General features: G+C 37.3%; 21 protein-coding genes. 5 read left to right on the forward strand and 16 right to left on the reverse strand.

From position 1 onward, the window contains the following. Positions 1–19: 19 nt before the first annotated feature. The 7 genes from J2Y03_RS13195 to J2Y03_RS13225 all read right to left on the reverse strand — a co-directional run bounded on the left by J2Y03_RS13195 (position 20) and on the right by J2Y03_RS13225 (position 9022). Positions 20–3112: an SMC family ATPase gene (locus J2Y03_RS13195; protein ID WP_310194813.1), complete on the reverse strand. Its 3093-nt coding sequence runs from the start codon at positions 3110–3112 to the stop codon at positions 20–22. 4 nt (positions 3113–3116) lie between these two features. Beyond that, positions 3117–4322 carry an exonuclease SbcCD subunit D gene (locus J2Y03_RS13200; protein WP_310194815.1) on the reverse strand — a complete coding sequence of 402 codons (1206 nt, stop codon included), beginning with the start codon at positions 4320–4322 and terminating at the stop codon, positions 3117–3119. Positions 4323–4493: 171 nt separating this feature from the next. Then, complete coding sequence (locus tag J2Y03_RS13205; protein WP_007083969.1) at positions 4494–4694, reverse strand: cold-shock protein; 201 nt, start codon at positions 4692–4694, stop codon at positions 4494–4496. A gap of 237 nt (positions 4695–4931) precedes the next feature. Further along, a complete protein-coding gene (locus tag J2Y03_RS13210; RefSeq protein WP_310194817.1) occupies positions 4932–6311 on the reverse strand; it encodes a radical SAM protein in 1380 nt (459 codons plus the stop codon). A gap of 5 nt (positions 6312–6316) precedes the next feature. After that, positions 6317–6757, reverse strand: coding sequence for a cobalamin-dependent protein (locus tag J2Y03_RS13215; protein ID WP_310194820.1), 441 nt, complete (start codon positions 6755–6757; stop codon positions 6317–6319). Positions 6758–6893: 136 nt separating this feature from the next. Beyond that, entirely contained in the window at positions 6894–7250 is a 357-nt protein-coding gene (locus J2Y03_RS13220; protein WP_310194823.1) for an ArsR/SmtB family transcription factor, read from the reverse strand. Positions 7251–7273: 23 nt separating this feature from the next. Beyond that, the gene (locus J2Y03_RS13225; RefSeq protein ID WP_310194824.1) at positions 7274–9022 is read right to left on the reverse strand and encodes a SulP family inorganic anion transporter; all 1749 of its coding nucleotides are present in this window, start codon (positions 9020–9022) and stop codon (positions 7274–7276) included. 713 nt (positions 9023–9735) lie between these two features. On the opposite strand from J2Y03_RS13225, the gene J2Y03_RS13230 reads away from it, so the two are divergent. Further along, the gene (locus J2Y03_RS13230) at positions 9736–10527 is read left to right on the forward strand and encodes a TIGR00266 family protein (RefSeq protein WP_132090958.1); all 792 of its coding nucleotides are present in this window, start codon (positions 9736–9738) and stop codon (positions 10525–10527) included. Between the two features lie 68 nt (positions 10528–10595). Here J2Y03_RS13230 and J2Y03_RS13235 read toward each other — a convergent pair whose 3' ends face one another. The 4 genes from J2Y03_RS13235 to J2Y03_RS13250 form a co-directional block, all read right to left on the reverse strand. Continuing rightward, entirely contained in the window at positions 10596–12056 is a 1461-nt protein-coding gene (locus tag J2Y03_RS13235) for a DUF4153 domain-containing protein (protein ID WP_310194828.1), read from the reverse strand. 69 nt (positions 12057–12125) lie between these two features. Further along, positions 12126–12764, reverse strand: a complete 639-nt coding sequence (locus J2Y03_RS13240) for an HAAS signaling domain-containing protein (RefSeq protein ID WP_310194831.1) — start codon at positions 12762–12764, stop codon at positions 12126–12128. Then, positions 12745–13092 carry a PadR family transcriptional regulator gene (locus J2Y03_RS13245; RefSeq protein ID WP_310194833.1) on the reverse strand — a complete coding sequence of 116 codons (348 nt, stop codon included), beginning with the start codon at positions 13090–13092 and terminating at the stop codon, positions 12745–12747. Before J2Y03_RS13245 ends, J2Y03_RS13240 begins: the two co-directional genes overlap by 20 nt. Before the next feature lie 103 nt (positions 13093–13195). After that, positions 13196–13363 carry a hypothetical protein gene (locus J2Y03_RS13250; RefSeq protein ID WP_165903099.1) on the reverse strand — a complete coding sequence of 56 codons (168 nt, stop codon included), beginning with the start codon at positions 13361–13363 and terminating at the stop codon, positions 13196–13198. 115 nt (positions 13364–13478) lie between these two features. On the opposite strand from J2Y03_RS13250, the gene J2Y03_RS13255 reads away from it, so the two are divergent. The 3 genes from J2Y03_RS13255 (at position 13479) to J2Y03_RS13265 (ending at position 15316) form a co-directional block, all read left to right on the forward strand. After that, positions 13479–13685: a methionine aminopeptidase gene (locus J2Y03_RS13255; protein ID WP_310194837.1), complete on the forward strand. Its 207-nt coding sequence runs from the start codon at positions 13479–13481 to the stop codon at positions 13683–13685. Between the two features lie 182 nt (positions 13686–13867). After that, positions 13868–14881, forward strand: a complete 1014-nt coding sequence (asnA, locus tag J2Y03_RS13260) for an aspartate--ammonia ligase (protein ID WP_310194840.1) — start codon at positions 13868–13870, stop codon at positions 14879–14881. Positions 14882–14962: 81 nt separating this feature from the next. Next, positions 14963–15316 (forward strand): hypothetical protein, encoded by a 354-nt coding sequence (locus J2Y03_RS13265; protein ID WP_132090976.1) that lies wholly within the window; start codon positions 14963–14965, stop codon positions 15314–15316. 159 nt (positions 15317–15475) lie between these two features. On the opposite strand, the gene J2Y03_RS13270 is transcribed toward J2Y03_RS13265, so the two are convergent. Beyond that, on the reverse strand, positions 15476–15895 hold the full coding sequence (locus J2Y03_RS13270) for a MarR family winged helix-turn-helix transcriptional regulator (protein WP_132090979.1): 420 nt from the start codon (positions 15893–15895) through the stop codon (positions 15476–15478). Positions 15896–16044: 149 nt separating this feature from the next. On the opposite strand from J2Y03_RS13270, the gene J2Y03_RS13275 reads away from it, so the two are divergent. After that, the gene (locus J2Y03_RS13275; protein WP_310194845.1) at positions 16045–16515 is read left to right on the forward strand and encodes a CBS domain-containing protein; all 471 of its coding nucleotides are present in this window, start codon (positions 16045–16047) and stop codon (positions 16513–16515) included. Positions 16516–16589: 74 nt separating this feature from the next. On the opposite strand, the gene aspA is transcribed toward J2Y03_RS13275, so the two are convergent. The 4 genes from aspA to J2Y03_RS13295 form a co-directional block, all read right to left on the reverse strand. After that, positions 16590–18014 (reverse strand): aspartate ammonia-lyase, encoded by a 1425-nt coding sequence (aspA, locus tag J2Y03_RS13280; protein ID WP_310194848.1) that lies wholly within the window; start codon positions 18012–18014, stop codon positions 16590–16592. A gap of 212 nt (positions 18015–18226) precedes the next feature. Then, the gene (locus J2Y03_RS13285) at positions 18227–19117 is read right to left on the reverse strand and encodes a YitT family protein (RefSeq protein WP_132090988.1); all 891 of its coding nucleotides are present in this window, start codon (positions 19115–19117) and stop codon (positions 18227–18229) included. 157 nt (positions 19118–19274) lie between these two features. Beyond that, positions 19275–20225, reverse strand: a complete 951-nt coding sequence (locus J2Y03_RS13290; protein WP_310194851.1) for a 5-oxoprolinase subunit C family protein — start codon at positions 20223–20225, stop codon at positions 19275–19277. Then, positions 20222–20989: a LamB/YcsF family protein gene (locus tag J2Y03_RS13295; RefSeq protein WP_310194853.1), complete on the reverse strand. Its 768-nt coding sequence runs from the start codon at positions 20987–20989 to the stop codon at positions 20222–20224. Before J2Y03_RS13295 ends, J2Y03_RS13290 begins: the two co-directional genes overlap by 4 nt. Between the last annotated feature and the right edge of the window lie 4 nt (positions 20990–20993).

Consider the following 20993-nt stretch of genomic DNA (forward strand, 5'->3'; position numbering starts at 1 on the left):
TTTTCTTTTTATTAGAAAGCTATTTAATCACAAACTCTGTTCGGCTATAGCCTTCCCTCGTCTTTTTTACTTCTAAAATTGCAGGTATTGCATTTTTCAACTCTTGCACGTGCGAGATAACGCCAATCATACGCCCAGATTGCTGCAGGTCAATTAATGTGTCGATTGCTTTATTCAATGATTCTTCATCTAACGAACCGAATCCTTCATCGATGAACATGGTATCAATAGACACTCCACCCTGGAAGCTCTGAATGACATCAGCCATACCCAACGCAAGGCATAATGAAGCATTGAACTTTTCCCCGCCTGACAGGGTTTTTACATCACGTGTTTGTCCAGTGTACGCGTCAAACACATCGAGACCAAGACCACTTTGTCTGCCGCGGGCCTCTTGACGTTCACTTCGTTCCAAAATAAACTGGCCATTTGATAGATGTTTTAATCGCTCATTAGCTGCAATGATAATTTGCTCTAAGTACTCAATTTGTAAGTATCGTTCAAATGATATCCGACTGCCATTTTGACCTCTAACGACATCATATAAATCCGTTATGCTATTCCTTTGCTTTTCCAAAGCCGAAACGGTTTCCTCAGCATTTAGTATTTTCCTCTTTAATTCCATTGCCATTTTCTGATAACCTTCAGACTCACTCAATCGTTTTAGGACAAGGTCACGGTTATTTTTCATAAGCGTTAATTCACTCGTAAGCTGATCTAAATCTGCTCTTACTTTATCTTTCAATTCCTCTTTAAGCTCGGTAATTTGCTGCTTAAGGGTTTCTAAATTTTTCTTGAAATCGTCGATTGAATCTTTTAATTGCTTTCGAACTGTGTCTGACAGTTTTGCACGTAAATAGTCTTCCTCTGAAGCAAACTGAGCATTTTGCCATTCTGAGGCAAATTGGATTTCTGAGCGATTCTTTTTCTCGGTACTTTCCTGTAATTGTGTCTGGGCACTCGCATAAAACGCAGTTGCCTTTGTTTCAGCATCCTTTGCAGTCTGCAGCTGCTTTTGAGCGGTCTCCCAATCCCTCTCAAGCTTTTCTCTATGTTTTTGTGCCTCCATTATTTTCTGTTGTAACGCAGCAAGATTTCGAATTTCTTCTGGAATTCTACCAATTTTTTCATCATAAATGGCTTTTTCTCTTACAAATACAGTTTGTTTTTCTTGATGTTCAGAAGAGATTTGTTCCTTTTTCACTTCATGTTGCTTTAATTCTTGTTCTATGTTTTCAAGAGATTCCTTTAATTTCTTTATCTCTTCCTTACCTGCTAGCAGGGCATCGACTTCTTTCTTAAGCTCTTGACCCTGTTTAACGATACGCGTGTAAATTTGGTCTGCATCTACAACTGGATATCCTCTGTTTATAACTTCTTTGGCTTTTGTTTCAAGCTGTTCAGTATTCGATTTCAAGCTTGCTCCGGCATCACGATACAGATTATCTAAACGGTCTAAATCTTTTTTAACTGCTTCTCGCTCTTCCTTTGTAGGAACCACATCTTGACCATCTGCTTTGTTTGGATGATCACTACTGCCACACACAGGGCATGGCATTCCATTATGCAAATGCATAGCAAGAATACTCGCCTGACCACTGATCCAGGACTCCTCTAGCTTTTCATATTTCTCTTTCATTTCAAGATAATCATTACGCTTTACTGTGTAATCCTGTTGCAGCTTTCCTTGTTTTTGATGAGATTTTAGATATTCCTGGATGACCATCGCCTGTTCTCTTAGCTCATGTAGGGTTTGCTGTTTAGCAGGTAATTCATCGACTAGCTTTTCTATTTCTTTAATGTTCGCAGTGGTTTTTCCCTTTTCACTAGTCTTTGTATCCATATTTCTACGGTTTACCTCAAGGTCATTAGCTAGCTTCTGAACATCTTTATTAATCCTTAGAAGCTCTGATTTTTTACTATCAATCGCTTGGACAGTCGGCAAGAAGTCTTTCAAGCGGTCAACGGTCCGGGCAATTTCCTCGCGTTCCCCTTTCCGCTGCTCTTCGATTTCATAAAAGTTTTGCGCCTTTTCACGCTGTTCCTTCGCATTTTTTCGTGCTAAATCTGCATCATGCAGTGCTCGTTCTTTCGACTTTTCATCCGCACGCCATTCATTCAATTGGTTTTCGTAAGCTACAATTTTACTAGCCCGTTCCGCTTTTTCAAATTGTTTTTCTTTTTCCATAAAGTTCGGAATCTGCAGGGACCATTTTTGAAGTTTTGCTTCTTTTTCATCAAGCTCATGGAACCGGTCATTTAACGTTTTTGCATGATGATAGTCCTCAAGCTTTTGATTATATGTGGTTTCTGCTTCCTCTGACTGTTTCTTATTTTCAATCATTTCTATTTGGTAAAAGTCAGTTTCTAGTTCCAAGGCGTCAATGATTTGATGGGTATTATAATGTTCTTGTGAGAACACTTCAGATAGTTTTGAATTCTCTCTAATAGGAAGAGTGGCTTGAATATCTTTTATATACCGATCAATCATTTGAGCTTCTCTTTTATACTCTTCCTCCGCTTCCTTTTTTCGCTCTTTTAACCGTTCGCTAATCCATTTATATGGCTCCGTCTTAAAAATCTTCCTTAGAATTTCTTCTTTATTTTCCGTTTGGGAGGTTAATAGCTTACGAAATTCTCCTTGTGGAAGCATCACAATTTGACTAAACTGATCCTGTGTTAAACCAACAATTTCTTCTACCTTTTTATTAATCTCAGAAACGATTTGTCGGTCCACACAAGGAATCTCACCGTCTTCTGTTTTTTCGTAAAATTCGTACTGCTCTCCAGTCGCCCCTTTGTTTCCCTTTTTCACATGCGGCAGCTGTCTCTTAATCCGATAATGCTTATTGTGAAGTTCAAACTCCAGCTCGACGGCGGTGTGAACATCATCATCAGCAAAGTCACTGCGCATCATTTTCGAATCGCTACGGTCCTCGCCACTGGCAGATCCGTAAAGAGCAAAACAAATGGCATCAAAAATGGTCGTCTTTCCTGAACCCGTGTTACCTGAAACAACAAATAAACGATTATCTTTTAACTCAGTAAAATCAATTACTTCACAATCCTTGTATGGACCAAATGCAGTAATGGTTATTTTTAGCGGTCTCAAAAGGTTACACTCCTTTCGCTGCTCGATTTGTGGTGACTGCAATCTTTACAGCGGATTGCTCATTATCCTTTTGTAAGAGCTCTTGAAGGACTTCTAGAAATATCTCTTCTGTTTCCTCAGCCAGAGCAGTTCCTTTTACTTCCTGGTAAAAAGCTTTAAATAGGGATAAATCGTCCATTTTCGTTCTAGCTACTTTTTCAGTAGCTTCTCCATCCTTTACGATTGGGGCTTGAATAACACGCTCGACATGCATCGCATTTGGATAAACGGATCGAACCTTCTCCATTGGCATGAGCACAGGTGTTTCATCTAGCAAACGAACAAAAACATAGTCTTCATTTATGGGATGCTTTAAAAGCTCGTCCATTTTCGCTTCGACTGTTCTCATATCACGAGCGGGTGTTAACAACCGTTTTTCAATCGTAACCTTACCAGCTTCATCCATTTCGACGATAAAAAACCCTTTCTTATGTTTTTCCTCTGAAATGGAATATTTAAGTGGTGAGCCTGCATAATGAATCGTTTCATTTAAAACAAAATGGGCCTGGTGCAAATGTCCTAGTGCAGTATAGTGAAATTTTTCAAAGAGGGTGGCACTCACATGCTCTGCTCCGCCAATCGATAGTGGACGTTCTGAATCGCTCGTATTGTCCTCTTTTTCTCCCGTTGGAGTTACAAACGCATGTCCAACAAAAACGTGTCGAGCATTCGCATTCATTCTTGCTGCAATTTCATCAGTAATTTTTCTCATCGCATCATTATGAGTCTTGACTTCCTCATCTTCAAATACATATCGAATGACACTTGGGTCTGCATATGGTATTAAATGAAAATGTACCTCACCATGCTCATCATTCAGAACAACCGGTTCTAACTGCTTGGAAATCTGCCCTGCCATATGATAACCGTTTGACTTCATCATTCTGCTGCCAAAATGAAGACGGCTCGGGCTATCGTGATTTCCTGCAATCGCCAACACAGGCGTGTTTAATTTTAAAACAATCGTTTCCAGTACTTCGTCTAATAAATTCACTGCCTCAGTTGGGGGTACTCCGCGGTCATACAAATCCCCGGCAATAATGACTGCATCCGGCTTTTCTTCTTCAATCGCCTTGACAAACTCCTGAAGAACAAGTCGCTGATCTTCCGTCATATACACATTTTGAACCAGCTTTCCTAAATGCCAGTCCGCAGTATGGAAAAACTTCATCCTATTCACCCATCCTTTTTAGACTCATTACTTCTATTATAGCAAAATACTAATTTAATTGAGGATGGAAATCCAAGAAATTACAGGTAATGTTGGGTAGAAGTTTTTTAGTTTAATAACAAAAAACAGCCCGACACATTGGTCGGGCTGTTAGATAATTGGTTTCATAGATTACTTTTTAGTTACGTTTGCTGCTTGTGGTCCACGAGCACCTTCAACAACTTCGAAAGATACTTCTTGACCTTCTTCTAGAGTTTTGAATCCTTCAGTTTGGATAGCAGAATAGTGAACAAATACATCGTTTCCGTCTTCAGCTTCGATGAATCCGAAACCTTTTTCAGAGTTAAACCATTTTACTTTACCGTTTTTCATGTAAAAAAATCCTCCTATTGGCTTATAAAAAGCCATGTGTAATTCACCAAATTACAACGTGATAGCTTTATTTTCACTATCTCATCCAAACTTCATCTATAACTTTGAATAAGCTTTGTATCATAAATCTAATCTCGATGCAACGGCTGACTAAATTTTAACATTATTTGGGCCAATTGTAAAGATATTACCACTGCTTTTCACCTATAAAATCAGATTCTACAAGGGGTTAGGCGCTTACAGTACACCTTTACTTTTGCTCTTGCTTCCCTGTGATTTTGTGAGCATCACAGTATTCCTGTCTATTTTTCCAAATTTACATTTAATATCTTTTATGATGTCTTTAATAAGTAATTCTAGACCAATATAAGTAAGTGATGGGATGTTGGCAAAAAGTTTTTTGACCTCCCATTTCAGTTCATTCTCACCACAAATACTGTGGCGATTGATATGGTCCACTTCATACTTAATGATGGACAGCTCTACCTGTTTTTCATCTGGAGGCAAGGTCTCAATTACATCGAGTCTGGCAAGAAACTCGACTGATTTTTCTATTTTCAGCCTTACCTCATCATGAACATCTTTGGCAATAATATGATTCTTGTATTTAAATTCATTTAACTTCAGAGCTGAGTCATAGGTAGCTTTTACAATTTCCTCTCTTGTCATGCTGTTCGTTTCATAGCTCAGCATATTTTTCCAAGATGGCTGCTTCATAGCTTCCCGGAAGTCCTCTAGTTTGTGACAGAACTTTTTATACCCATATGTCTCAGGATTTTCAAACGCAGGGCTGCCTGGATCAAGGAATGGAGACAATGGTGCAACAAAATACGAAATTAAAGAACTTCCGTCGCATTCTTTGTGAATAATTTCACAAAAATCAACATTTCTCATCGCACTTTCATACGTTTGATTAGGGATACCCGTCATGAAAAATAAGTCTATTTTAGCGCAGCCATGTTTTAATGTAAATTGAAGCATTTCGATGACTTTGGCATTTGTACATGGCAGCTTTCCATTATATTTCCGGATATCTTCATCTGCTGATTCAAGAGTAAGCTCGATACTGTATTTAGGCATTGCTTTGTTTAAACTTTCAAAAAATTTCTCATCTGCATAATTAAATAATTCAAATACAATCTCATTTTTTAGCTTCATTTTTGCTAAGCCCTCTAGGAACTCATCAACGTACTCTTTTCCCCCTTGCCTGATATCATTTAATAGAAATATCGGGGCTCGAGTAAATCGTTGAATCAAGGCAATATCTTCAAGCATTCTTTGAGGGGAACGCATAACCAGCTTTTTCCGGTTGCAGTTTAATTCGTAGGCATCTTTAGAACCACCACAGATTAAACAATTATAATTACAACCCTTTGAGGTTAAGATTGCTGTGTTTGGATACTGCAGCCATCCTTTGTATGGTAATGCATCTAATAGATTAAAATATTTAAAGACTGATCCGATAATATAACGGTACCCTGGTAAGTTAAACTCATCTAGACTGTCTGGAACATAAGTAATCTCGTTATAAAAATAGTGATTATTTCGCTTCCAGGTTAGGTTTGGAATATCTGCAAATCCCGATACATCTTTTTTCTCCAATTTATTTAATAGCATTAATATTACTTTTCTGTGGTATCACCGCGGACAACATAATCAATACAAGGATATTCAATTAATTCCTTGTGAAAATATGTGCTGGATAGTCCTCCGAACATAACTGGAGTATCAGGATGATATTTCTTAATGATTTTTGCTAATTCTATACTGCCATGTGCATGTGGAAGCCAATGGAGATCAATCCCAAATGCCTTCGCCTTAATTTTCCGGATTTTCTTTTCAACATCAAAGTTGGGATTTAAAAGCATGCGATTCGCAATATTAATAATCTTTACTTTCAAACCAAAGCGTTCAAGATAATCCCCAATACTAGTCAAACCAATGGGGTACATTTCAAAAACAGGAGAGGATGGAACAACATCACTGATTGGACCGGTAAAAAGCATTTCTTTTCTGAAATCATAGACAGTTGGCGGATGCAGTAGTACCAAGTCGTAAACCATTTGATACTTCCTAGATTCCTTTTATTTGTTTATACCTTTATAGTAATATAAGTATCGTCGTAAATGATGGTTAAAATATTACAAATAAAATAACAACATTTTCCTTGTTATAAACATAAAAAAATACCGAAGATTTTTAATTCTTCGGTATTGCCGCTACTTCTTCATCTTCATCTTTAAATTTATCTAATATAGTAATTGTATCAACCAGGTGATTATTAAAAATCTGCCGAGCAACCGCTAATAATTCAATAATCATGGGATCTTTTAAAGTATATATGACCTTATTCCCATCTTTTGTGCCCGTAACAATATTTTTTGCTCTCAAGATGGTTAACTGCTGTGAAACAGCAGATCCTTCACTGCCAACAAGGGTTTGGATTTCATTAACATTTTTATCCCCTTCTGCTAACAGCTCTAATATCCGGATCCTCAAAGGATGTGCCAGCGCTTTGAAAAATTCCGCCTTAAATTGCTGCATTTCAAGATTCAATCCATTCACTTCCTTAATCCATTCTAGTAAGTAGCCGTGAGCTTTGTATTGCTGCTTACCATTTCTCCTTGCGCCGAAAGCTTCTTACATTCCTTAAATGCGAAGTGTTTACACCCAAGACATTTATTACGATCCAGCTGCGATAACGCAAACTGAATGGCGTCACCCGTGTGTTCAAAAAAATGATCCTGACCAATCACATCATATAAGCCTGTTTTTATCATAACATTCTTCGGCTGTTCGTTTATTCCCGATATAATTACTATACCACTTTTAGAAAAATGGGACACAATGCTAGTCAAGTATGCTTCACCTGTTGTATCCATAAATGGAACTCTACTCATCCGCAATAAAAGAATCTTAGGGCGATAGTTAATCGTGTTCATTATGGATGATTCAAACGTTTGGGCTGCTCCAAAGAATAATGGTCCTTCTACATTATAAATACTCACCTGAGGACAATCATGCGAATCAGTTACCATTTGAGTCTCGACCTTTTCATGTTTATGCTGAAGGTTTGGCAATGCTTTTGATGTCTTCATTACATCGCTCATTCTCTTCGTAAAAAGAATTGCCGCCAGTACCAACCCCACTTCAACTGCAGTGGTTAAATTAACAAAAACCGTTAGTAAAAAGGTCACAACTAAGACTAGGGAATCGGTAGATTTTGTTTTTAATATATGGGCAAACACTTTCCGTTCACTCATATTCCAGGCAACCACCATTAAAACAGGTGCCATACTTGCTAGTGGAATATAGGATGCAAAGGGAGCGAAAAACATTAGTACAAGTAAAACGACTACCCCATGGATAATACCAGATAACGGTGAAATAGCCCCGCTTTTAATATTAGTTGCTGTTCTGGCAATAGCCCCTGTTGCTGGAATTCCCCCAAAAAGCGGAGTAACCATATTGGCAATCCCCTGACCTATAAGTTCTTTGTTGCTGTTATGCTTGCTATTTGTTATACCATCGGCAACCACCGCAGAAAGCAAGGATTCGATTCCACCAAGCATCGCAATGATAAACGCTGGTTTTAATAGAGTAATAATCATCTCAACACTCAAATCCGGTATTTGCAGCTGTGGCAATGAACTTGGAATCTGTCCATAAGCCGTTCCAATCGTGGCTATATGATTGGGATAAAGCAAGGTTGCAATCAATGTTGAAACCACTAATCCAATCAGAGGACCCGGAACCTTAGGTGCAATCTTTGGTGTCACAATAATCGTTGCTAAACATATGACCGCTGTTAAGATGCTAAAAAGGTTAATGGTGTCCATGTTGATAATAATTTCGTTAAGATTTTGAATAAATTCTTCGTGTTTTTTAATACCTGTCAACCCTAGGAAACTAGCAATTTGTCCTGTGAAAATAGTGATAGCTATCCCTGTTGTAAAACCTATTGTTACGGGTCTTGGAATAAATTTTATTAACGATCCCAGCTTGAATATCCCCATTAAGACGAGCATAACCCCAGCTAAAAAGCCAGCAATTAAAAGGTTTTCATACCCATACGTCATAACGATTCCAAATAGTATTGGAATAAATGCACCTGTTGGACCACCGATTTGGTACTTCGATCCTCCGAATAGGGAAATCAGGATTCCCGCAACAATTGTTGTATAGATTCCATATTCCGGCTTCACCCCTGAAGCAATCGCGAAGGCCATTCCAAGAGGTATGGCAATAACACCGACAATTAGTCCCGATAGGACATCTTTTGGCACATTACGTAAGGAATATTGATGGAATCTTTTGTCACTAAACATATACACCCTTCTTATCTTTTAAATTTGTATATCTGATTATTTGAATATAGAGGAATACGAAGTAATAAGCAAGTCTTTTGTTTTGGGTTTGAGAACTTTTGGTGGAGGAAATGGAGGAAAATAGCAAAATCGCCTAATTAAAATTTTCCAGTTGTTTTGTCCCCTGTTCCTGTGTTATATTAATCTAGCGATGAGCTGAGTTGTGTAAGTCGAGAAACATTCCTTTATGGAGCACACTATGTGGAGTGTGGTTTTTCGCCTCAATACGCAAAGACGTCTGTGTATGCAGACGTCTTTTTTATTTTTATTTGTGAAATGAATGCCACTATGATAATGAAGACAATAACTACACTAGACTGCGCTGAAAAAGGTCATCATTACGCTTATGATGACGAAAACCACTCTCGACCGCCCTAAAAAAGGTCATCATCAAGCTTATGATAACCAAAACCACCTCCGATAACCTTAAAAAGGGTCATCATCACTCTTATGAAGACCAAACCACTGTTCAATAATCCTATAAAATGTCATCATCCAGCTTTGAACACCACCCCCAACCTGAAGTCCTGAAAAATATCATAATCATGAGCGATGTTGATATAAACGCAGATGAACTTTAAATTTTCACCTAGCCCTGTTTAAATTAGCACTATTTTCCTTAATCTTATAAAATGGAATTATTAGGGATTCTATTTAAAGAGGAGGAATGAAGGATGAATAACCATGAAATTGATTACAAAATTTATGGCGATGATATGCAGTTCGTTGAGGTTGAGCTTGACCCTCAAGAAACGGTTATTGCTGAAGCAGGAAGCTTTATGATGATGGATGATGACATACATATGGAAACGATATTTGGAGATGGCTCTGGTAACTCTGGCAGCGGACTGATGGGCAAATTATTCAGTGCTGGTAAACGAGTTATTACTGGTGAAAGCTTGTTTATGACCGCATTTACGAATCAAGGCATTGGTAAAAAACATGTTTCCTTTGCGTCACCCTACCCTGGTAAAATCATTCCAATGGATTTAAGTGAACTAAATGGAAAAATCATTTGTCAAAAGGATGCATTCCTTGCTGCTGCTAAAGGAGTATCAGTTGGTATCGAATTTCAAAGAAAAATTGGTGCCGGGTTCTTCGGTGGTGAGGGCTTTATTATGCAGAAGCTTGAAGGTGATGGCCTTGCATTTGTTCATGCCGGCGGAACGATTACAAAAAAAGAATTGCTCCCGGGACAGACATTAAGAGTGGATACAGGATGTTTGGTTGCAATGACTAGCAGTGTTGATTATGATATTGAATTTGTTAAAGGAGTCAAGACAGCCCTTTTTGGCGGCGAAGGCTTATTCTTTGCAACTCTAAGAGGGCCTGGTACGGTTTGGGTACAATCACTTCCATTTAGCAGGCTTGCTAGCAGAGTCTTTGCAGCAGCACCACACCGTGGTGGGGGAAAAGATGAAGGCAGCGTCGCAAGAGGGATTTTTGACATGTTCAATGGGGATTAAGTAATTAATAAAATCGAGGGCAAGATCTGAACAGATCTTGCCTTTTTTTTCAGGATATCTTTTTTCTGCTATTCCAATTGTATTTTATTTAATTCCTGATTTGCTTGAACTCTTTTCAGGTTATAGGACTGCCATGGAATCATATCAAAATTCGCTGCGTTTTTTCGCTCAAGTAAGATATTCTTTAATCCTGGAAGCTGACTATTTTCTTCATATAAATCTATTAACCCTAGTACACCTGTGTAAGATAAGCTGTTTAAATAGTGGATGTCAATTTTCCCAGTTTGTTCATAGCGTTCTATATTCTCTGACACGACCATCTGCTCAACATCTATCACGTTCATTACAGTGTAGTAGAGTAATCCGCTAATAAAATAAAAGTGGAATAGAGACAGTTTTTCAATCCATATTTTTATTAATGTATACATGAATATGACGACAAGAAAAATCATAAACGAGTGTGCCATCACTCTGATAAATGTAAATCCATAGGCGTCCTCATACATGCTTAACCGCAAGAAAGCGGAACTTAATAGGACAGCACTTGTAAGGACAAGAGTTGTAAGCAGCAACTGCATAAATCTCTTTATAAAACCGATTGTTTTATCAACAAAAGTTAACACCAGAATGGTAATGGTAAGATTGATAAGTGTCACAAATAATAGTTCAAAAAACCCTTTTCTTGCGTATTCCGCATAAGTGAGATCTGCTTGCAGTGTCCCACTAAAAAAGTATTTAAATTGCACAATGGTAAAGAGGACATACACAGCATTTATTAAAACAAGTACAGTAATAGTTATGATAGCATCGATTTTAAATGTCTGTTTATCACCACTCTGAATCATTGCATTTATTTGTTTCTTCATTAGAGCCTGCATAAGAGCAAAGAAGGTTAAGGTACAGAACAAAACAGCGATGATTCTAAATATATTTTCACCATTGAGTAATTGAAACCACTGTGGAATCCCCCCTAACATCCTTTCAAATTGTGAATCGGCAGACATGAGCAACTGTAATACCACAAATAAAACGGGAAGGGAAATCAAAATTCCAATCGATACTTTTTTCCAAACAAGATACTTATTTTCGTCTACTCCCTGTTTCAGAACTTTCCCGATTAGAGAAGCAAATATAAAATTATACTTTAATACTGCACCTAATCTTGAAAACAAATAGGTAATAAAGACTGGTTTATTCCAACGAATATTTTTCTGACTTGTAATCAATATCAGGTGAAAAAAAACTAGTGCTGGAATTACAAAAATATTTAATGCATAAAAGAAAAGATTATCATTCAAAAAATAGCCTGCAGCCATCAGCCAGATACAGATGAGTATAAGATAACCCAATCGCTGGTGGGAAAATGAGAATCGTCGATAGCGGTAAAAGAATAAAGCGTAAAAAGCGATAGTAAATACAAGATAGGAAATCCCGATTTCAGCGCGAAAGAAAGCTTCCTCCGCTACAATCCCTAACACCAAACACAACAATAAAAATATCCAATCAGATTTGCCTATTTTCATTTCCATTATGATCCCTCTTTCATATAGAATCTCTATATACATAGTTTTACTAGGTATATAGGTAAAAAAAGCTGCTCATATCGATGCCTTCCTACCCCATCGATATCCAAGCCAACTAATTGGATATAAGAGGATGGTAAAAATGATACAAGCAAGTATAAATGTTTTCGTTAATAATGGCTCGAACCAAGAATGCGGGATAATTCCAAAAACCGTTAAGACCATTAACAACAAATTTGGAATAAGTGAAAGTAAAAATGTCTTCTTTAGAAGACTCCTTCCTTTATGACCAAAGCCTTTTCCAATTTCATAGCCCAGTAAAGCCCAAAAAAACATATAGATAAAAGCAATTAAGGTTGGGATAGCTGTTAAATGGCTCCAAACAACCGAAAGCCAGTTCCATTGAAATACATTATGGAAAAAGGTTAACAAGCTTCCTCCTCCAAAAAAGAGGATATTCATTACGATAAAAAGCCATTTCATATTACTTGGAGTTACGGAGAGCTCCTCTTTCCACATTGCTGAAATTTCCTCAGGGCTTCCTAATCTGGAAGTAATACGTTCCATCATTTCATTTTCATCATTACAATCTTGAGATTCAATCATAATTTCTTCGATATGCACTTCATATTCCATCAGAATACTTTTCTTATCATGATGGTTTCCTAGCCTTTTTCCCAGCTCTTCTAGAAACTTATTCTTCGGCCGTTCCATGTTTCGATCTCCCTATAACCTTGTTCATCACCTTCACAAAATCTTGCCATTCACGGGTTTTTTCATTTAGTACTTCTTTTCCCGCCTCAGTAATTTGATAATATTTTCGAGCAGGCCCCTTCTCCTGCTCCTGCCAATAACATTCAATATATTCTTGTTTTTCAAGCTTGTGCAGGGCCGGATATAGAGTACCCTCTTTTACACTTAAGCCATTATCACTTCGCTGCTCAAGTTCTTTTACCAATTCATAGCCGTACATATCTCTTTCATTTAACAATTGTAGCAATATTAAAGATGTACTTCCTTTTACCAATTCACGATTGAACATTTCATCACCTACCTAGAATTATTAGGTACATAGAAATTCTACACTATAGAAATATATTTGTAAAATAAAAAAGTGACGATTTTATTATCGCCACCAATATTGACTATTTCTTTACTTTTTTCTGATGTTGGATAAAGTCGTTACGTTCCCCGCCATCTGATAATTCCTCTGAAAACTCATGTTCAACTTGTTGATCACGGCGCTCATAGGGTCTCACCATTCTTGGTGGAATATTATTATTAGGCGCTGCTTGTTCATTCCAATCACTCATACTATCACCTCTTTAATTTAGTTTGGAAATCATGTTTAAAAACATACACGAATTTGCATTTGCATAAATATTCCAGTTTCTCGGCATAATAAGTAAAAAACGGTGAGGTGAAAACATGGGATTAATTAACTCCTTTAATCAATGGAGAGAAACTAGATATCAAAATCATGTATCTCAAATGAGGAATCAAGACAAATGTCCTGATTGTTATGGGAGAGGCTTTACGGTTTATCCCTATAATGAGTTTGCCTTTTATAACTCAGTAGATTGTCCTGGTTGTCAAGGAAGCGGAGCTTTTTCTGCTTGGGAACAACTAAAATAATGGAAAAAATCCCTTCACGGTTTAGCAGGTAAAGGGATTTTTTTATTAGTCCCGACCAAAAATTCTGGTAAGGACACAATAGTTTTGTTATAATTTCAGAATATTCGTTTGAGATACGATTAATTGTATAAATAAACATGGCGCAACACTGAAATTATTTTTACTGGAGGTTTTTATAGTATATGTCGAACTCACTTTCTACAAAAACGGGTTACACTTCAAAATTAGATCTTCTACAAACAGAAGTGGCTATAAAACAAGCGAAGGATTACTTTGAAAATTCCTTAGCAGAGAAGTTAAATTTAACACGAGTTTCCGCTCCCATTCTTCTAAGATCTGGAAAAGGTTTAAATGATGACTTAAATGGTGTAGAAAGAATGGTCTCCTTTGAGGCTTTAGATATTAAAAATGCCAATATTGAAATTGTTCAATCATTAGCAAAATGGAAAAGGATGGCATTAGCAAGATACGGTTTCAATCTTGGTGCAGGACTATACACTGACATGAATGCGATTCGAAGAGATGAAGTTTTAGATCATCTACATTCTATCTATGTAGATCAGTGGGATTGGGAAAAGATCATTTCAAAAGAACAGAGGAACTTGGAGACTTTAAAAGCTGAAGTAAAAAAAATCTATCAGGTTTTTAAAAACACTGAATCTAATTTATACGGGCTCTATCCTGACCTCGAGCCAGTCCTGCCTGAAGCTATTCATTTTATTACTACTCAAGAGCTTGAAGACAAGTATCCAGATCTTTCAGCAAAACAAAGAGAAGATGCCATTGCTAAGGAGCACGGGGCTGTGTTCATTATGCAAATTGGAGGCAAGTTACTCTCAGGAGAAAGGCATGATGGACGCTCACCAGATTATGACGATTGGACTTTGAATGGCGATATTATTTTTTATTATCCTCCATTAGATCAATCGATTGAAGTTTCCTCGATGGGAATTCGGGTAGACGAAGAGGCATTAAAGAAACAATTAAAAATTGCACAGCTTGAGGATAGATTATCCTTAGAATATCATCAAGCAGTTGTGAATCGCGAGCTTCCCTATACAATCGGTGGAGGAATCGGCCAATCAAGAATTTGTATGTTTTTTCTTAAAAAAGTTCATATTGGCGAGGTTCAGGTTTCTGTTTGGAATGATGAAACCATTGAAAACTGTAATAAAGAAAACATTACTCTGTTGTAAGTTTCATTCCTCGAATAATTAACCAACCTTCTGGAGAATTATAAACATGTGTATGTTTGTATTTCTCTAGGGGGTGTAAAAATGTCTGTATTTGTTTATCAGACATTTGTTATTAAACAGGATAAATTTAAAGAAGCAATAGACAATTTAAGAGAAATTAAAAAATTTCGAAATGAAAATTATAACCATCACGTTGAAATTCTTACCCCTATTTCGGGCGAAGATCATACCTATGCACTGCTTTCTACATATGACGGCTTAGGAGAAATGGAATTAGAAAACAAAAGGCTGTTTGACGATGAAGAATATATTGAACTTATCGGTCCCTTTTTTCTAGAGAATATTAGTGAAGCTAGTATGTATACTCAAATATACCGAGGATTAAGTGATAAAAAGAAAGATAAAAAGGACGACAATAAAAAGAAAGACAAATAATAAGGTGAATTACGCTGTACTGGAGAAAGTCTCAGTGCGGTTCTTCATTGATTTGATAAGAATGGGCCATAACATAGTCACTCTAACCGAATTACTTAATTGATTACACTCTATACGGATTTAAGCAAAGAAGGGTGCCCATTTTTCAGGGCACCCTTTCTAACGTTTATTTGTTGCAGCAATATTAAACTTTTTTAGAAGCTCCCCAAAAATTTGCTTTTCTTCATCTGACCAATTCTTGACAACATTTCCCACTTTAGCTTTCCGAGCCTGTTTCTCATCAAGGAGCTCCTTTATCCCTAAGTCTGTTATTTGGAATGAATAGGCTCTTCCATCGACTGGGTCGGGCACTCTGGTTACATACCCTTTTTGTTCAAGGGCAGCAGCTTGTCTGCTTACTGTGGAAATATCTAAATCAAATTCGGCAGCCAAGGCTTTTACTCCTGCTGCTCCATGAGAATTAATCTGGTGTAATAATAAGTAGGCAGACCGTTCAAGATTACCTGTTTTTTTAGTGGTCGTTCTTCGGATGAGAATGGCCAGTTCAAGTTCGATCATTTCCAAATGATGTTCATTCATTTTACTACCTCACTGTTATCCTTATTACTAAGCCCATCATATCATAAATGAAAAAATTTCTATATTCTAAACTACCCTGACCGAAGTAATCCTATATTGACATAATGGTATATAATTGTATTATACAAGTTTTTTTAGGAGGTATTTTTGTGAAAGCAAATGATATCATGGTCAGTCAAGTTCACAAGGTAAAGGACAAAGACACTGTAAAATCGGTAATCGAAAAATTTATAGATTATCGGATTAGCGGTCTACCTGTTGTTAATGACAGAAATGAAGTGATCGCATTTATTAGTGATGGAGATATTATGCGATATATTGGAAAGCATACAGACAAAGTGATGGATACTTTTTACTATCCAATCGTGATAATGGGTGATTATGAAAATTTTGAGGAAAGAGAACAAAGACTATTAAATTTAAATGTAATGAAATTAGCCAAACGTAAGGTTATTAAAGTATCATGGGATGACGATATCGAAAACATCGCTGCAATCTTAGGAAAAAGGCAGATTAAAAAAGTCCCAGTAGAACGGAATGGTATTTTAGTTGGGATTATAAGCCGCGGTGATATTATTCGAAATAGCTTTAAAGAATTACACACTATTACAGCCAATTAAAGGAAGATTTAATCCTATAATTCCAAAAAGCCGCCAAATCCCTAAAGGATGGCGACTTTTGTTCTTGCTATGAATTAATCTCTATCAAGAAGTGCTTCTCCTGCAATTCCCGGCTTGGTCATTTCGTAAACATTTAATATAATATCTAGTTCCTCTTCAGTTAAAACATCATACTGTAAACATAATTCACGAACTGATTTTCCAGTAATCGTTGCTTCCCTGGCAATTCTTGCTGCCACTTCGTATCCAAGATGTGGATTTACAGCTGTAATAATTCCCACGCTCTTATCTACATATTCTTTTAAACGCTCTTCATTGGCTTCAATACCAGCTAAGCAATGTTCGGTAAAAGCACGGAAACCGTTGTTCATAATACTGATAGATTGAAGCAGGTTAAATACTAAAACCGGCTCCATTACATTTAATTCTAATTGCCCAGCTTCAGAAGCAAGACAAATCGTATTGTCATTCCCAATTACCTGGAAAGCAATTTGATTAATAAGCTCTGGCATAACAGGATTCACCTTACCTGGCATGATCGATGAACCAGGCTGACGAGCGGGAAGACGAATCTCTCCCAAACCTGCACGAGGACCAGATGCCATTAAGCGAAGGTCATTTGCTATTTTCGACATATTCATCATACAGACTTTCAATGTAGCCGAAACTTCTGTATATGCATCCGTATTTTGGGTGGCATCCACAAGGTGCTCAGCATTAACAAGTGGAAAGCCACTGATCCCAGCGAGTTGAGTGACAACATCTTTAATATATTTTGGATCGGCATTTAACCCTGTTCCTACAGCAGTAGCTCCCATATTTACTTCTAATAAATGCTCACGTGTATGTTTAATTCGATTGATATCACGGGATAGAACCCTTGAGTAAGCTTCAAATTCTTGTCCTAGACGAATAGGAACGGCATCCTGCAGATGTGTACGCCCCATCTTAATGACCTTCTCAAACTGAACGGCTTTTTGTTTAAATACCTTTTGCATGTCATCCATTGTTACTAATAATTTTTCTAAAAGTGTTAGCGTTGCAATATGGATTGCTGTTGGGAATACATCATTCGTGGATTGAGACATATTCACGTGTGTGTTTGGACTTAAATGAAAGTAATCGCCCTTTGGGTGACCGAGCAATTCAAGTCCACGGTTTGCGATGACTTCATTCACATTCATGTTCATCGATGTTCCAGCGCCACCCTGAATCGGATCCACAATAATTTGGTCGTCCCACTTTCCAGCAATAATCTCATCTGCTGCCTGAATAATGACATTAGCAAGACCTTTATACAACCGTGTTGTATTCATATTTGCAATTGCCGCTGCTTTTTTTACCATTGCCAAAGCTTTAATTAATGAATCATCAATACGATATCCTGTAATCGGAAAATTCTCCACGGCTCTCATCGTTTGAATGCCGTAATATGCCTCAAACGGTATTTCTTTCTCTCCTAGGAAATCCTTTTCGATTCTTTTCTTGTCAGTTACCATATGAATCCCCTTTTCTGAATGGCTATCATTTCTCCACCTATGTTTTCAGCATGAATAACTGAAAATGTTTGTTCTACTAAATCATATCATGACTGCATTATTTTTTGCTGTTTCTAAACTTTAAAATCCTATAACTATAACCTTACATTTAAGTTGAAAGTATAAAAAAATCTCAAGGTATTGATTCCTTAAGATTTTTTTATACCTATGAATTAATGGATATCCCTCTTCTTAAAGCGTCCACCCCGAACTTCAGATATGTCAGCAATAGCTAAAAAGGCCGAAGGATCAATTTCTTCAACAATGGTTGTCAGTTTCGATTCTTCTAGTCGAGTGATGACACTAAAAATGACCTTCTTATCGTCACCAGTATAAGCACCTTGTCCATTTAGATACGTAACACCACGACCTAAACGCGCATTTACTGCATTTCCTATTTCTTCTGCTACATCACTTATAATCCAAACAGACTTAGATTCCTCAAAGCCATCTACTACCGTATCAATGGCTTTCGCAGCTATCACATAAGCGAGTAAGGAGTACATTGCCCGATCCCAGCTAAAGACAAATCCCGCTGCACCTAAAATAAAGATATTGATAAACATAATGATTTGACCAACTGAAAACGGAACCTTTTTGGTTATCACCAACGAAAGTATTTCAGTACCATCTAAGGCACCGCCATTTCGTATGACAACTCCGACACCTATTCCTAATATCATCCCCCCAAAAATAGTTGCAAGAAGGATATCATCAGTAAAAGCAGGTATTGGATGAAAGAGTGTAGTGAAAACAGATAAAACAATAATTCCGTAAACAGTGGAAATGGCGAACGTTTTTCCCATCTGTTTATAACCTAAATAAACAAATGGCAGGTTTAATAGGAATAGAAATATACCGAGTTCAAGACCCGTTAAGTGAGAAAGCATAATCGATATACCGGTTACGCCACCGTCAATTACTTTGTTTGGAACTAAAAATATTTCTAGTCCGGTAGCCATTAGTATGGCACCGAGAGTAATGGAGATTGCTCGGAAGATTTTTTTACTTAGAGGAAGTTTCCGATGTTGCACCTTAACATGTTCATTTGCCAATTCTGTCACAAAACCACACCTTATAAAAAAGTTTATTATAAAACCATAACTGAAAAGTATTAGCTATCAATGATTTCAGACTAGGTTATTATTACCATCATTAAAAATTTTATGAATACTATAATTATACCATAAAATCTAGTAAATCATGAACTCGAGTTCATTTTTATATGTTTCTAGACAATAAATATAAATGTTTTATCATAGCATTTTTTTCAATAAGCTCTTTTTGAGCAGATTGGAGGGAGATTTCCTTGAATCTTATCTGTGTCCCCGGAAGTGCCTGTGCTAGAAACGGGATATCTGTTGAAATAACCGTACCTATTCTAGAATACCCTCCTGTTGTTTGGTGTTCTGCCATAAGGATAATTGGCTGTCCACTTGCTGGTACTTGAATTCCCCCTAAAGGGATAGCATCAGAAATAATATCAGCGCTACTGCTATGCTCAATTTTAGGGCCCATAAGCTGGCACGCCATTCGATTGGATTGCGGAGATAGGATATATTCTTCATTCAGAAATGTTTTGATTCCTAAAGGAGTAAATTTTTCTTTATGAGGACCTAATAATACTCTAACAGATAATGGATTCGTCTTATACTCTGGAATAAGGTTTGAATGCAGAAATTTATTCCTTCTGACAAGTGGGTTCCCATACAAAACATCCCCCTCTTTTAGTGCCCTGCCTTTTAAGCCGCCAAATTTCCCTGTTATATATGTAGATTTACTATTTAGAACAAATGGGACATTGATACCACCTGCAATGCAAATATACGTTCTAGCTCCTTCTTTTATGTTACCAAACGAGAGCGTCTGCCCTTTCTGAATTACAATACTTTTCCAAAGTGGAATCTCTCGATCATCAATCTTTGGCGAAAGGTTGCCACCGCAAATTGCAATAGAAATGTCATGTAATGCCACCAGGACTGGTCCAATTAGCGGTGCCTCAAGTGCTGCTTCACTCAATTCGTTTCCAACTAACAAATTACCCATCTGTAAGGCATAAGAATCCATAGCACCTGATGGGCTCACTCCGTATTCTCTGAATCCATATCTCCCCAGATCCTGAACAGTTGTTTGCAATCCTGGTTTTAAAATCTTAAATATTGCAGTCTTCATCTTCCTGACCAACGCCTTCTTATCTTTATATTTTCTTTTGTTAAAGCAGCTTTTAATTCTTTTATAAATTCTAATGCGGCAGGTTCATCTCCATGCACACAGACAGTATCAGCGGTAATATCAATATCCGTTCCATCTGTTGCAGTCACTTTTCCTTCCTTCACCATTCGAATAATCCTAGTCGCTGCAAATTTCACATCATGAATCATAGCATTCTCATCGTTTCTAGCGGTTAAAGTTCCATCTGGCTGATAGGTTCGGTCCGCAAAAACTTCTGAGGCAGTCAATAAACCCTTTTCTTTTCCAGCTCGGATAAGTTCACTACCGGATAAACCAAAAAGGATCAGGCTAGGATTGTAATCTGCTACTGCCTGGGCAATAGCCTCTGCTATTGGACGACTACTAGCAGCCATATTATATAACGCACCATGTGGTTTAACATGCACCAAATGCGTACCATGTGCTTGAGTAATCGCAGCTAAGGCACCAATTTGATAGAGTGTAAGATGATAGATTTCCTTTGGAGAGATGTTCATTTCCCTACGGCCAAACCCCAATAAATCTGGTAATCCTGGATGTGCACCAATTTTAACTTTGTTGGTGTTTGCCATTTTCACTGTTTCCATCATTACATTATGATCCCCAGCATGGTAGCCACAGGCAATATTGGCAGATGAAATATGTTTCAAGACTTCTTTATCATTTCCTATCTTATATAACCCATAGCTCTCTCCAATGTCCGAATTAAGGTCAATATAGTTCATGCCT

The organism is Neobacillus niacini (genome assembly GCF_031457145.1).
Lineage (GTDB): Bacteria > Bacillota > Bacilli > Bacillales > Cytobacillaceae > Neobacillus > Neobacillus niacini_J.